This window comes from Variovorax paradoxus (assembly GCF_902712855.1).
GTDB lineage: Bacteria > Pseudomonadota > Gammaproteobacteria > Burkholderiales > Burkholderiaceae_C > Variovorax > Variovorax paradoxus_Q.
The window spans coordinates 2,998,044-3,011,224 of sequence record NZ_LR743507.1; the positions used below are offsets into that span (position 1 = coordinate 2,998,044).

Genomic DNA, 13,181 nt, shown 5'->3' on the forward strand with positions numbered 1-13,181 from the left:
GGTTGCCGGGGAGGGCGCATGCAGCGGCGCGCGCGGTGGCCCGGCAGCCTCGAGGACTGCCGGCAGGCACTGAAGACGACTTGGCGACGAAACCAGTGCCCGCCGGATGCTTCATTCGCAGGGCGGCGGGCCTGGTCGAGGGGCGCCGCCTGGATGAGCGTGACGTGGCAATGGAGGCGGAAAAAATCCGCCCGGTTTGCCGGGCTTGGCCCGGCGCGAGAACCTTGCACCGCGACGGGATTCGGAGATCCGCGAGTAGTGAAGGGGTGACCGACCGCCGTCATCATCATGACTTGTTGGTCGTCGGAAGCCTTCGATCATAACTTTTGGGCATGATGAAAGTCAAGGCGAGCGCTGTATCGCCATGTCAGCGAACAGGCAATGGCCTCGTCAGATGCGAGCTACTCGTATTGGCCGATACTCGGCACCGCGCCCGGACGGGCGCAACCTTCCATGATCCCGGAGCATTTTTCCATGACGACTTCTCCCAAGACCCGTGCCGAGCGCGACACCTTCGGCCCGATCGACGTGCCGGCCGACAAGCTGTGGGGCGCGCAGACGCAGCGCTCGCTGCAGAACTTCGATATCTCCGGCGAGCAGCAGCCGCGCGAGATCATCAAGGCACTGGCCCAGGTCAAGCGTGCATCGGCCGTGGTGAACCACGCGCTGGGCCTGCAGGACGAGAAGAAGACCAACGCCATCGTGGCGGCGGCCGACGAAGTCATCGCCGGCAAGCATCCGGGCGAGTTCCCGCTGGTGGTCTGGCAGACCGGCTCGGGCACGCAGACCAACATGAACGTCAACGAGGTGCTGGCGAATCGCGCGAGCGAAATCCTCGGCGGCGAGCGCGGCGAAGGCCGCCTGGTCCACCCGAACGACGACGTGAACCGCAGCCAGTCGAGCAACGACGTGTTCCCGACCGCCATGCACGTGGCCGCCGTCGAGGCCATCACGCACAAGCTGCTGCCCGCCATTGCCAAGCTGCGCGGCACGCTGGAGCAGAAATCGAAGGACTTTGCCGACATCGTGAAGATCGGCCGCACCCACCTGCAGGACGCCACGCCGCTCACGCTGGGGCAGGAGTTCTCGGGCTACGTCGCGCAACTGGCGCACGGCGAGACGCACGTGCGCGCCGCGCTGCCGCACCTGAGCGAACTGGCACTGGGCGGCACGGCCGTCGGCACGGGCCTGAACGCGCCCAAGGGCTATGCAGAGCAGGTGGCCGCCGAACTGGCGAAGCTCACGGGCTTGCCCTTCGTGACGGCACCGAGCAAGTTCGAAGCCATGGCCAGCGTCGATGCGCTGGTGCACGCGCACGGCGCGCTGAAGACGCTCGCCGCCAGCATGAACAAGATCGCCAACGACGTGCGCTGGCTCGCGAGCGGCCCGCGCAGCGGCATCGGCGAGCTGAGCATTCCCGAGAACGAACCGGGCTCGTCGATCATGCCGGGCAAGGTCAACCCGACGCAGAGCGAGGCGGTCACGATGCTGGCCGCGCAGGTGTTCGGCAACGACGTCGCCATCAACATCGGCGGCGCCTCGGGCAACTTCGAGCTGAACGTGTTCCGCCCGATGGTGGCCCACAACTTCCTGCAGAGCGTGCGCCTCTTGGCCGACGGCATGGTGAGCTTCAACGACCACTGCGCCGTGGGCATCGAGCCGAACCGCGAACGCATCACGGAGCTGGTGCAGCGCTCGCTGATGCTGGTGACGGCGCTGAACACGCACATCGGCTACGACAAGTCGGCCTACATCGCCAAGAAGGCGCACAAGGAAGGCACGAGCCTGCGCGAGGCGGCCATCGCTTCTGGGCACCTCACGGCCGAGCAGTTCGACCAGTGGGTGGTGCCGGAGAACATGACCGGTCGCTGAGCCCGGCCAGCCCGACAGAAAAAAGGACCCGCGAGGGTCCTTTTTCGTTGGGGCCGACGGGCGCCGGGTCAGTAGCCGATGGTGTAGCGCTCGCGACGGTGCGCGGGCTTCTCGAGTTCGTCGATGAACGCGATCGCGTAGTCCTCGAAGGTGATCCAGCTGCGGCCTTCGGCGCTCACCAGCAGGTCGTCCTTGCCGAGCCGGAACTTGCCCGTGCGCTCGCCTTCGACGAACTCGGCCGAGGGCGACAGGAAGGTCCAGTCGAGGTCCTTCTCGTTGCGCAGCGCGTCCAGGAACACGCCGCCGGCCGAGGCTTCGGCGCGGTAGGCGTCGGGGAAGTTGGGCGTGTCGATCACTTTCAGGCCGGGCGCCGCGAAGAGGCTGCCCGCGCCGCCGACCACCAGCAGGCGCTTGACGCCGGCGCGCTTGGCCGGCTCGATGATGGCCGCGGGCGGCACGGTGGCGAAATGCGCGGCGCTGAACACGGCGTCGTGGCCGGCCAGGGCCTTCTCGAGGGCTGCGCCGTCGAGCACGTCGAGGTCGATGGCTTTCACGTTGGCGCGGCCGGCGAGCTTGGCGCTGGCCTTGCGGGCGATGGCCGTGACCGTGTGGCCGCGACGCAGGGCTTCTTCGAGAAGCTGGCTGCCGGCACGTCCGGTGGCGCCGATGATGACGATGTGGCTCATGAATGACTCCTGTGAAAGATCGAAGGATCTGATGGGAAGGGAAGCGATGAGCCGCATCTTAGGTTTCGGCTTTCGAAAGAAATACCTCGATTTGCGCGTTTGTTTATTTCTAAAATCGTTCGAATGGACCGATTGAACGCAATGCGGGTGTTCGTGAACGTGGTTGACGCGGGAAGCCTCTCGGCTGCGGCGGACAAGCTGGACATGTCCCGGCCCGTGGTCACGCGATACGTTGCCGAACTGGAGCAGTGGACCGGCGCACGCCTGTTGCACCGGACCACACGCCGGCTGAGCCTCACGGCGGCGGGCGAAGAGCTGCTGCCGCGCTGTCGCCAGGTGCTCGAGCTCACGGGCGACATGCAGGCCGCGGTGCGGCATCCCGCCGAGGCGCCGCGCGGCCAGCTTCGCATCACGGCCAGCACCTCGTTCGCCCAGGCGCAACTGGCCGACGCCGTGGCCGACTACGTGCGGCTCTACCCGGGCGTGGCGGTCGACCTGGTGCTGCTCGACCGTGCGGTGAACCTGGTGGACGAGCGCATCGACCTTGCCATTCGCGTGGCGCTGGAGATCGACCCGAACCTGATCGCCCGGCGGCTCACCGACTGCCGCTCGGTGGTGTGCGCATCGCCGGCCTACCTGAAGGAGCACGGCAAGCCTTCGGGCGTCGAGGAGCTGGCGCAGCGCAACTGCCTCACGCATTCGTACTTCGGGCGAAGCCTGTGGAACTTCACGCGCAAGGACACGGGGGAGCCGGCCTCGGTGGCCGTGGGTGGCAACGTCTCGGCGAACGATGCCGCCAGCCTGATGTACCTGGCGCGCTCGGGCGCCGGCATCGCAATGCTGCCGACCTACCTGTCGGCGCCGTTGCTGCAGTCGGGCGAACTGGTGCGGCTCTTTACCGATTTCGAACCGCAGGTAGTGGGCATGTACGCGGTGTACGCCTCGCGCAAGCACATGCCGGCCGCGCTTCGCACGATGCTCGACTTCCTTGCCGAGCGCTTCACCGAGGTGCCTGCGTGGGACGCGGTGCCACACGCAGGCTAGAGGGGCAGGCCGCCGCGGGCGCTCAGTGCCCGTCGCCGTGAGGCGCCGCCGGTGCCATGAGACGGTCGGTGTAGGCGATGGCGATGGCGGAGAACAGGAAGGTGATGTGGATCACGGTCTGCGCGATCAGCACGCGGTCGGTGTAGTTGTCCGCGTTGATGAAGGTCTTCAGCAGGTGGATCGAGCTGATGCCGATGATGGCGGTGGCCAGCTTCACCTTGAGCACCGAGGCGTTCACGTGGCTCAGCCACTCGGGCTGGTCGCGGTGGCCTTCGAGGTCCATGCGGCTCACGAAGGTCTCGTAGCCACCCACGATCACCATGATCAGCAGGTTGGAGATCATCACCACGTCGATGAGCGCGAGCACCACCAGCATGATGACCGTCTCGTTGAGCGAGCCCACCGGCACGGTGGTCTTGTAGCCGATGCTGGTGATCAGCGCCTGCAGCGCTTCCTTGCTGCCGAAAGCGGCCTCCACCAGATGCAGCAGCTCGACCAGGAAATGCACCACGTACACGGCCTGCGCGACGATCAGTCCCAGGTACAGCGGCAGTTGCAGCCAGCGGCTGGCGAAGATCAGCTTGGGCAGCGGGCGCAGCGGCGAGCCGCGGCGTGGTACGGGCGGGTTCCGGGTGTCGAAAGGATCGGGAGCGGACATCGCGAGGCAGGTTGTTGCGGACCGGCGATTCTAGGGGTGGCCCCGTGTCGCACTCGTGATAACCCTGCGAACTAACATCGGATCGTCAGTGACCCGTAAGTGCGGCCGCCGACAGTACGCCCGCATCCATCCAGGAGACAAAGAGCATGAGCAGCGCATCGAAGAACATTGAATCCGTCCTGGTCGAGAACCGCGTGTTCCCGCCCGACGCCCGCGCCACCGAAGGCGCCCGCATCTCCGGCATGGCGGCCTACGAGGCGCTGTGCAAGGAAGCCGAGCAGGACTTCGACGGGTTCTGGTCCCGCCTGGCGAAGGGCAATCTCCAGTGGACCAAGCCCTTCACGAAGACGCTCGACGAATCGAACGCGCCGTTCTACCAATGGTTCGGCGACGGCGAGCTCAACGCCAGCGCCAACTGCCTCGACAGGCACATCGGCACCCCGGTCGAGAACAAGACCGCCATCGTGTTCGAGGCGGACGACGGCACCGTCACCAACGTCACCTACAAGGAACTGCTCGCCCGCGTGAGCCAGTTCGCCAACGCGCTCAAGGCCGAGGGCATCGGCAAGGGCGACCGGGTCATCATCTACATGCCGATGACGGTCGAGGGCGTGATCGCGATGCAGGCCTGCGCGCGCATCGGCGCCACGCACAGCGTGGTGTTCGGCGGCTTCTCTGCCAAGGCGCTGCAGGAACGCATCATCGACGCCGGCGCGGTGGCGGTCATCACCGCCAACTTCCAGTTGCGCGGCGGCAAGGAACTGCCGCTGAAGGCCATCGTGGACGACGGCATCGCGCTGGGCGGCTGCGAGTCGATCAGGACGGTGTTCGTCTACGAGCGCACGCCCACCGCGTGGAACCGCGTCGAAGGCCGCGACAAGACCTTCGCCGAGGTGCTGAAGGGCCAGAGCACCGAATGCGCGCCCGTGCCGGTGAACGCCGAGCATCCGCTGTTCATCCTCTACACCTCGGGCTCCACCGGCAAGCCCAAGGGCGTGCAGCACGCCACCGGCGGCTACCTGCTGTGGGCCAAGCTCACCATGGACTGGACCTTCGACATCAAGCCCGAAGACGTGTTCTGGTGCACCGCCGACATCGGCTGGATCACCGGCCACACCTACGTCGCCTACGGCCCGCTTGCGGCCGGCGCCACGCAGGTCGTGTTCGAGGGCATCCCCACCTTCCCGCATGCAGGCCGCTTCTGGCAGATGATCGAGAAGCACAAGGTCAGCGTGTTCTATACCGCGCCCACCGCCATCCGTTCGCTCATCAAGGCGGCCGAGGGCGACGAGAAGGTGCATCCGAAGAACTGGGACCTCACCAGCCTGCGCATCCTCGGTTCGGTCGGCGAGCCGATCAACCCGGAGGCTTGGATGTGGTACCACCGCAATATCGGCGGCGAGCGCTGCCCGATCGTCGACACCTTCTGGCAGACCGAGACGGGCGGCCACGTCATCACGCCGCTGCCGGGCGCCACGCCGCTGGTGCCGGGCTCGTGCACGCTGCCGCTGCCGGGCATCATGGCCGCGATCGTCGACGAGACCGGCAAGGACCTGCCCAACGGCGCGGGCGGCATGCTGGTCATCAAGCGGCCGTGGCCCTCGATGATCCGCACGATCTGGAACGATCCCGAGCGCTTCAAGAAGAGCTATTTCCCCGAGGAGATGGGCGGCACGATCTACCTGGCCGGCGACGGCGCGGTGCGCAGCGAAGACCGCGGCTACTTCCGCATCACCGGCCGCATCGACGACGTGTTGAACGTCTCGGGACACCGCCTAGGCACGATGGAAATCGAATCGGCGCTCGTCTCCAAGACCGATCTCGTGGCCGAAGCCGCGGTGGTGGGCCGCCCCGACGACGTGACAGGCGAGGCGGTGTGCGCCTTCGTCGTGCTCAAGCGCGCGCGTCCCACCGGCGAGGAAGCCAAACAGATCGCCAACGAACTGCGCAACTGGGTCGCCAAGGAGATCGGCCCGATCGCCAAGCCCAAGGACATCCGCTTCGGCGACAACCTGCCCAAGACGCGCAGCGGCAAGATCATGCGGCGCCTGCTGCGCAGCATCGCCAAGGGCGAGGCGATCACGCAGGACACCTCCACGCTGGAGAACCCGGCGATCCTGGAGCAGCTTTCCGAGAAGCTCTGATCTGGGCCTGCAGCCGATGTAGGACGTGGCCGTCAATGCGGCCATCTGCGCCGAACCGGCCGTCTGGCTGAGGTAAAACCATCGCAACCGCCGCGCGCCGACGTGTGCGCGCGTTTGCGATGTGTTCGCTCTTTCAGAAGGAGGCCTCCATGGGCGCGAGATCCGCTTTTCTCTTCGTCATCGTGCTGCTCATCGCGGCACTCGCCGCGCTGAACTGGGGCGCGCTGTCGACGCCCACCGAGATGTCGCTGGGCTTCATGTCGGTCTCGGCGCCGCTGGGGCTGGTCATGCTCGGCCTGACGGTGGTGCTCGCCGTCTTCTTCCTGGTGTACGTGCTGTACCTGCACAGCTCGGTGCTGCTCGATACCAAGCGCCACACGAAGGAAATGCAGATCCAGCGCGACCTGGCCGACAAGGCCGAGGCCTCGCGCTTCACCGAACTGCGCAATTTCCTCGAAGCCCAGGAGAACAAGCACATGGCACAGAACGCCGAGCGCCAATCGGCGATGCTGGCGCGCCTGGAACAGCTCGAGACCGCGATCCGCCTGCGCTCCGACCAGACCGACAACACGGTGGCCGCGCACATCGGCCAGCTCGAGGATCGCATCGAGCGGCGGCCGCTGCCGGTGGACATCAACCCGCAGGCATGATGCCCGGGCAGGGCGGCTAGGGGCCGGCTACTTCGTCGAGAGCACCCAGGCCGCGAGCTTCTTCGCGTCGGCTTCGCTGACCTGGTTGTTCGCCGGCATCGGCACCGGACCCCATACGCCCGAGCCGCCCTTCATGATCTTGCTGGCGAGCCGGTCGGCGGCACCCTTGTCGTCCTTGTACTTCGCGGCCACGTCCTTGAACGAAGGCCCGAGCACCTTGCGCTCGACCGCGTGACAGCTCATGCAGTTCTTCGACGTCGCCAATGCCAGGTCCGCGAAGGCGGGTACGGCGAGAGCACCCAGGCCGAGGCCCAAGGCTGCCGTCAACAAGACTCTTTTCATGGGGATGTATTTCGTAAGGGCTGAGTTACATTCGACTCGACGCGATTGTAGGTAGCGCCGTGCACGGCGTACGGATGCGTGCCAATACAACCCGGAGGGATTCGCGATGTGGTTTCTGGTGTTGGGCCTGCTTGGATTGGCCCTGAAGTATTTCGAGATCGGCACGGTCGCCGGCTGGAGCTGGTGGATCGTGCTGTCTCCGTTCGCGATGGCCGTGGCGTGGTGGGCATGGGCCGATTCGTCGGGTTACACCAAGCGCAAGGTCATGGAGCGCGAAGACCGCCGCCGCCAGGCGCGCATCGACCGCCAGAAGACCAATATGGGCATCAAGCCCACCCCTGGGCAGCGCCCGCGGCGCTGAGGCACGCCAGCAAGGCCTGGTTGCCTCGTCCTCTTTCACGGCGTGCCGGGCCTTTCCGTGCCGCGCGTGACGACAACTTGAGAGCGCCTGTGTGAAACTCCCGCAGCGCCGCCAGGAGGCGCTCAACAGGGAGGATCGACCGGTGTCCACACACAATCCATCGGGCGCGCTCGCGCCTGTCCTGCGCATCGCCATGGGGCTGCTGCTCGTGCTGTCGATGGCCGCTGCCGGCGGGCTGCATCGTTCGGCATGGACCGTTGTGCTGGCCGCACCGCTGTTCATCGTGCTCTATGCGCTGGGTAAATGGAATTCATGGGTGCTGGCGTGGCGGCTCGGCGGCGCGAAGCGGATCGTGCTCTCGGCGCTCGTGACGCTGCCGATCCAAGCCGTGGTTGCGGGCTTGTTCTACCTGATCGGCCTTGGCCTGGCCGCGCTGCTGGCGCCGGCCGCACCGATCGCCGAGCTGTCCGGCACAGATGTCCGATGGGCGCTGGCGCTGTTCGCCGTGGCTGTCGCGGCAAGCGCGGCGATCATCCGGCTCGAAGCGGTGACGCCGCATGCTTCGCCGGACGCGGAACCGCCGGTGCCGGAAGCGGAAGCGGATGCGGATGCGGATGCGGATGCGGACAGGGCTGCGGCAGCAGCCAGCGTCGAAGAGGTCGAACTCGACCTGGACCCGATGCCGCTGCGCATCGACAGCTTCTTCGTCTCGCCCGGCTACTTCCGCATCAACGCTGCGCGGCAGGCGCTGTCGCAACTGCATGGCGAGGCCGTGGCGAAGCCGCCGTTCGCGGCGAGCGAGGCCATGCTCGCCGAAGCCGAGGCGCGGCTGGGCTTCCGGTTGCCCGTCACGCTGCGGCAGCTCTACGGCGTGATGAACGGCGGCTACGTGGGTTGGCAGTACGTGCCGCTCAAGGCCGACGCGAAGCCCGTCGACGAAGACTGGCGCGGCGCCTTCTCCATCGACTACTCGAGCCTCGTCCCGGTGGGCGATCTGCGCACCGTGGCTGAGCACTACGACGACTTCACGCACGAGCCCGAGGACGTGCCCGCCGATGCCGACAAGCTCGTCGTGCTGCAGGCTCGCTACGGCGACATGACGCTGCTCGACTACAGGCGCGGACCGGAGGCGGGCGTGCTGATCGTGGACTATGGCAAGCAGCCTGGCGCCGATCCGGTCGACGCCGCGTTCGACAGCTTCGATGAATTCTTCTCGACGCTGCGCCGCGAGCGGCGCTCGCCCGGTGTTGCGCCTTCAGCCGACAGCGATCTCGAACGACCGCTCGGCGAGGCGCCCGAGGCCCTGCGCGCGCCGATGTTCTGGGGCGAGGCACGCCCGCACGCCTTCTACCTCAATGCGGTGCAGCGCAAGGACGGTTCGGAGCCGGCGCTGGCGGCCGACGACGCGCTCGTTGCGCGAACCGAGGCGCGGCTGGGCGTTCGGCTGCCGCCGTCGCTCACGGACTTGTGGCGAGCCAAGAATGGCGGCGGTGTGTCATGCCGCTTCGTCGACCTGGAAAGCGGCGAAGGGCTGCCGCGCACCTATGTCGAGGCGGTGCGCTACCTCGTGCCGATGGAGCATTTCACGACCCTCGCCGAACTGTCGGACCGCATCGTCTTCGCGCCGGAAGAAACGCCATGGAAGGCGCAGTTCGCCGAGCCGCACCGGCTCGTCGTGCTGGACGCGGACCACGGCCGGCTCGTGCTGCTCGACCATCGGGGAGAGGGGCTGCCGGGGAGTGCGGGCGACGCGGCCGTGCTGGTCGTGGAAGACCTCGACCGGGGGCCGCCGCGGGAAGTGCTGCGCTTCGAGCGCTTCGACGACCTGCTGGCGCGGCTGCGCGCCAAGCGGGTCGACTACGAGGATGTCGCCAAGCCGTGGAAGCCGGCGGCGGCCTCCACGGTCTGAGCCATGCGGTGCGCCTTGCGCGCGCCGGGCTTCAGAACTTGTCGAGCACGGCGCCCGAACTGGCGCTCGAGGCGTTGAACGCGAACTTGGCCTGCACGCCGCGCGTGTAGCGCGGTGCCGGTGCCTTCCAGCCTTCGCGGCGCTTGGCGATCTCGGCTTCGGGCACGTTCAGCTCGAGCTTGAGTTCGTGCGCGTCGATGGTGATCGAGTCGCCTTCGTTCACGAATGCGATGGTGCCGCCGGCAGCCGCTTCGGGCGCGACGTGGCCGACCACCATGCCCCAGGTGCCGCCCGAGAAGCGGCCGTCGGTGATCAGGCCCACGCTCTCGCCCAGGCCGGCGCCGATCAGCGCACCCGTGGGGGCCAGCATTTCCGGCATGCCGGGCCCACCCTTGGGGCCGAGGTAGCGCAGCACCATCACGTCGCCTGCCTTGATCTTGCCGTCGAGGATGGCCTTGAGTGCCGATTGCTCGTCGTCGAACACGCGCGCCGGGCCGGTGATGACCGGGTTCTTGAGGCCCGTGATCTTGGCGACCGCGCCTTCGGGCGACAGGTTGCCCTTCAGGATGGCCAGGTGGCCTTCGTCGTACATGGGCTTGTCGATCGGGCGGATCACGTCCTGGTCGGCGCGCGGCACGTCGGGCACGTCGGCCAGCACTTCGGCGATGGTCTGGCCGCTGATGGTGACGCAGTCGCCGTGCAGCAGGCCGGCCTTCAGCAGCACCTTCATGACCTGCGGGATGCCGCCGGCCTGGTGCAGGTCGACCGCGAGGTACTTGCCCGAGGGCTTCAGGTCGCAGATCACCGGCACCTTCTTGCGCATGCGCTCGAAGTCGTCGATGGTCCAGTCGACCTCGGCCGCGTGCGCGATGGCCAGGAAATGCAGCACCGCGTTGGTCGAGCCGCCGGTGGCCATGATGACGGCCACGGCGTTCTCGATGGCCTTCTTGGTCACGATGTCGCGCGGCTTCAGGTCCTTCTTGATGGCCTCGATCAGCACCTTGGCCGATTCCTTGGCCGAGTTCTGCTTCTCGTCGTGCGGGTTGGCCATGGTCGACGAGTAGGGCAGCGACATGCCCAGCGCCTCGAACGCGCTCGACATGGTGTTGGCGGTGTACATGCCGCCGCAGGAGCCGGTGCCGGGAATGGCGCGCTTCTCGATTTCCTTCAGGTCCTCGTCGCTCATGTTGCCTGCGGCGTTCTGGCCCACGGCCTCGAACACGCTGACGATGTTCAGGTCCTGGCCCTTGTACTTGCCAGGGAGGATGGTGCCGCCGTAGACGTAGATGGCGGGCACGTTGGCGCGCAGCATGCCCATCATGCCGCCGGGCATGTTCTTGTCGCAGCCGCCGACCACCAGCACGCCGTCCATCCACTGGCCGCCCACGCAGGTCTCGATGCAGTCCGAGATGACCTCGCGGCTCACCAGCGAGTACTTCATGCCTTCGGTGCCCATGGCCATGCCGTCGGAGATGGTGGGGGTGCCGAACACCTGGGCGTTGCCGCCCGCTTCCTCGATGCCGGCAATGGCCGCGTCGGCCAGCTTCTGCAGGCCCGAGTTGCAGGGCGTGATGGTGCTGTGGCCGTTGGCGACGCCGACCATGGGCTTCTTGAAGTCGGATTCCTCGTAGCCCATGGCGTAGAACATGGAGCGGTTGGGCGCGCGGCTCTTGCCTTCGACGATGTTGGCGCTGCGGCGATTGATCTGGATCGGTTTGGTGTCCATGGTGTCTCTTCTGTCGTGGGGTGTGGGGAATCGCGAGCGGGGCGCGACGGGCTCAAGTATCGGACTTCTGATTGATTGGTTCCAATCCGATTTGCGTTGTCGATTGATATGCTCGGCATATGAAGGAAAGCCTGATCGACCTGCGTGCCTGGCGCCAGTTCCTGGCCGTGGCCGAGGAGCTGCATTTCGGCCGCGCCGCGCTGCGCCTGCACATGACCCAGCCGCCTGTCACGCAGGCCATCGCACAGCTCGAGAAGACGCTGGGCGTGGCGCTGTTCGACCGCACGCGGCGGCGCGTGGCGCTCACCCCGGCCGGGGAGGCGCTGCTGCCCGACGTGCGCGAACTGCTGGCCCGTGCCCAGGCGCTGCCTGCCCGTGCGCGCGCCGCCGCGGCAGGGCAGGTGGGGCGGGTGCGCATCGCCTTCGTCTCGACGGTCGGGTTCGAACAGTTGCCGGCCTGGGTGCGCGAGTTCCGCGTGCTGTGCCCCGAGGTGGCGCTCGAACTGGTCGAGGCCACGGGCGACGTGCAGCTCGAGGCCTTCGCGCGCGGCGAGATCGACGCCGGGCTGATGCTGCATTCGCCCGGCGCCGCGCCGCCGGGCCTCGCGCGGCTGGCGGTGTCGCAGGAGCCGCTCGTGCTCGCGCTGCCCGAGCGCCACGCCCTTGCCGGCGCCCACAGGCTGTTGATGGCGGACGTGCTGGCCGAGCCGCTGGTCATCTTTCCGCGCCGCATCGTGCCGTCGTTGCACGACGCCATCTTCGACCTGTACCACGCGGCCGGTCGCACGCCGCTGCTCGGCCAGGAGGCGATACAGATGCAGACCATCGTCAACCTCGTCTCGGGCGGCATCGGCGTTGCCTGGGTGCCCGAGAGCGTCACGCAGTTCCGCCGCGCGGGCGTGGTGTACCGCCGCGCCGAGGAGTTCGCGCCCCTTGCGCGGCGCCGCAGCGCGCCGGTGCTGCCCGCATGCGAAACCAGCCTGGTGTGGCCCGAAGAGGCTTCGAATCCGGCGCTTGCCCGTTTCGTCTCGTTCGTGCGCGAGCGCGGGATGAACACGAACAACCCTGCTAGCCCCGAGGAGGGCACCGAATGAATATGGGCTTTGCTTTGCCGGCCCGGCTTGCCGCCGGCGCCGCCATGCTCTGTACGGTTGCCGCCATGGCGCAGGCACCGGCCGCCGTGCCGCAATTCAAGGACTACCCGGCCGATGCGCCCCACACCGGAGCGAACCATTCGCTGGTGCTCGACAGCGACTTCGCCCGCGCGTACCGCACCCGGCTGCGCGAGGCCGTCGCCAGCGGCAAGCCCGAGTTTGCGGGCCGCTACATCGTCGTGCGCTGGGGCTGCGGCACCGGTGGCTGCAACACCGGCGCGGTGATCGATGCCGTCACCGGCCACGCGACGCCGATGCCCGGCGCGCTGACGAGCGTCTACCCGCTGAAGCCCGAATTCGAGAAGGAAGACGGGCAGGAGCTCATCTACAAGCTGTCGAGCCGGTTGCTGGTGCAGGCGGGCGACATCGAGGGTGTGAACGGCGACGGCAAGGACGTGGTCGAGTTCCACGAATTCAGCCGTGGAAAGTTCAACCTCATCAAGAGGCTGCCCTACGGGCGCGAGGGCAAGTCGCGGCCCTGACGGGGCTCGCGGCGGCGTGCGCCGGCATGGGCGGGTTGTGCCGGCTGCGGCCCGTCGAGGGCGTCGGCCAGCACCGTTTCGAGCCAGGCCGCGAAGGCCTGCATGCGGCGCGACAGGTCCGGGTAGTTTGTGGCGGAGGAACTGCCGATCCTC

Annotated in this window: 12 protein-coding genes; 8 read left to right on the top strand and 4 right to left on the bottom strand. The window is 67.4% G+C overall.

The annotated features are described in order from the left end of the window. The first annotated feature begins 474 nt into the window (after positions 1 to 474). The gene (fumC, locus tag AACL56_RS13730; RefSeq protein ID WP_339090365.1) at positions 475 to 1,872 is read left to right on the top strand and encodes a class II fumarate hydratase; all 1,398 of its coding nucleotides are present in this window, start codon (positions 475 to 477) and stop codon (positions 1,870 to 1,872) included. Between the two features lie 68 nt (positions 1,873 to 1,940). Here the strand turns inward: fumC and AACL56_RS13735 are convergent, their stop codons facing one another. Further along, on the bottom strand, positions 1,941 to 2,558 hold the full coding sequence (locus AACL56_RS13735; RefSeq protein ID WP_339090366.1) for an NAD(P)-dependent oxidoreductase: 618 nt from the start codon (positions 2,556 to 2,558) through the stop codon (positions 1,941 to 1,943). A 123-nt stretch (positions 2,559 to 2,681) separates the two neighbouring features. On the opposite strand from AACL56_RS13735, the gene AACL56_RS13740 reads away from it, so the two are divergent. Further along, positions 2,682 to 3,602, top strand: coding sequence for a LysR family transcriptional regulator (locus AACL56_RS13740; RefSeq protein ID WP_339090367.1), 921 nt, complete (start codon positions 2,682 to 2,684; stop codon positions 3,600 to 3,602). 22 nt (positions 3,603 to 3,624) lie between these two features. Here the strand turns inward: AACL56_RS13740 and AACL56_RS13745 are convergent, their stop codons facing one another. After that, the gene (locus AACL56_RS13745; RefSeq protein WP_339090368.1) at positions 3,625 to 4,260 is read right to left on the bottom strand and encodes a YqhA family protein; all 636 of its coding nucleotides are present in this window, start codon (positions 4,258 to 4,260) and stop codon (positions 3,625 to 3,627) included. A gap of 146 nt (positions 4,261 to 4,406) precedes the next feature. Between AACL56_RS13745 and acs the strand changes: the two genes are divergently transcribed. Next, entirely contained in the window at positions 4,407 to 6,404 is a 1,998-nt protein-coding gene (gene acs / locus AACL56_RS13750) for an acetate--CoA ligase (RefSeq protein WP_339090369.1), read from the top strand. A gap of 149 nt (positions 6,405 to 6,553) precedes the next feature. Next, a complete protein-coding gene (locus AACL56_RS13755) occupies positions 6,554 to 7,054 on the top strand; it encodes a LapA family protein (protein WP_339090370.1) in 501 nt (166 codons plus the stop codon). A 27-nt stretch (positions 7,055 to 7,081) separates the two neighbouring features. Here the strand turns inward: AACL56_RS13755 and AACL56_RS13760 are convergent, their stop codons facing one another. Then, positions 7,082 to 7,396 carry a c-type cytochrome gene (locus AACL56_RS13760; RefSeq protein WP_339090371.1) on the bottom strand — a complete coding sequence of 105 codons (315 nt, stop codon included), beginning with the start codon at positions 7,394 to 7,396 and terminating at the stop codon, positions 7,082 to 7,084. A 106-nt stretch (positions 7,397 to 7,502) separates the two neighbouring features. On the opposite strand from AACL56_RS13760, the gene AACL56_RS13765 reads away from it, so the two are divergent. Both AACL56_RS13765 and AACL56_RS13770 read left to right on the top strand, forming a co-directional pair. Beyond that, the gene (locus AACL56_RS13765; RefSeq protein WP_339090372.1) at positions 7,503 to 7,757 is read left to right on the top strand and encodes a TIGR04438 family Trp-rich protein; all 255 of its coding nucleotides are present in this window, start codon (positions 7,503 to 7,505) and stop codon (positions 7,755 to 7,757) included. 142 nt (positions 7,758 to 7,899) lie between these two features. Continuing rightward, positions 7,900 to 9,666: an SMI1/KNR4 family protein gene (locus AACL56_RS13770; protein ID WP_339090373.1), complete on the top strand. Its 1,767-nt coding sequence runs from the start codon at positions 7,900 to 7,902 to the stop codon at positions 9,664 to 9,666. A gap of 31 nt (positions 9,667 to 9,697) precedes the next feature. Here AACL56_RS13770 and ilvD read toward each other — a convergent pair whose 3' ends face one another. Next, positions 9,698 to 11,392: a dihydroxy-acid dehydratase gene (ilvD, locus tag AACL56_RS13775; protein ID WP_339090374.1), complete on the bottom strand. Its 1,695-nt coding sequence runs from the start codon at positions 11,390 to 11,392 to the stop codon at positions 9,698 to 9,700. 119 nt (positions 11,393 to 11,511) lie between these two features. On the opposite strand from ilvD, the gene AACL56_RS13780 reads away from it, so the two are divergent. Together AACL56_RS13780 and AACL56_RS13785 are read left to right on the top strand one after the other, a co-directional pair. Beyond that, positions 11,512 to 12,486 carry a LysR family transcriptional regulator gene (locus AACL56_RS13780; protein WP_339090375.1) on the top strand — a complete coding sequence of 325 codons (975 nt, stop codon included), beginning with the start codon at positions 11,512 to 11,514 and terminating at the stop codon, positions 12,484 to 12,486. Further along, a complete protein-coding gene (locus tag AACL56_RS13785; RefSeq protein ID WP_339090376.1) occupies positions 12,483 to 13,028 on the top strand; it encodes a hypothetical protein in 546 nt (181 codons plus the stop codon). The genes AACL56_RS13780 and AACL56_RS13785 overlap by 4 nt, the downstream gene beginning before the upstream one ends. Positions 13,029 to 13,181 lie beyond the last annotated feature (153 nt).